This window comes from Pandoraea pneumonica (genome assembly GCF_049918595.1).
Taxonomy (GTDB): domain Bacteria; phylum Pseudomonadota; class Gammaproteobacteria; order Burkholderiales; family Burkholderiaceae; genus Pandoraea; species Pandoraea pneumonica_A.
The window spans coordinates 1-213 of sequence record NZ_JBNCRZ010000025.1; the positions used below are offsets into that span (position 1 = coordinate 1).

The following is a 213-nucleotide window of genomic DNA, read 5'->3' on the forward strand; positions in this document are numbered from 1 at the left end:
GTTTCTTGCGATTGCGCCACACCTGCCGAGACCGCAATCACTTCCGTCGCCACGCCCGCTTCCTTCAGACGCACCGCCTCTTCCACCGCGATTTCGTCGAACGGATTCATCGACATCTTCACGTTCGCGATATCGACGCCACTGCCGTCGCTCTTCACGCGAACCTTTACGTTGTAATCCACTACCCGTTTGACCGGTACCAGGATCTTCATG

At 56.8% G+C, this 213-nt stretch carries 1 protein-coding gene; it reads right to left on the reverse strand.

What is annotated here, in order from left to right; all coding sequences use genetic code 11:
• A partial coding sequence (locus ACPWR9_RS25885; RefSeq protein ID WP_426301945.1) for an electron transfer flavoprotein subunit beta/FixA family protein occupies positions 1-212 on the reverse strand: 212 nt, incomplete at its 3' end.
• Between the last annotated feature and the right edge of the window lies 1 nt (position 213).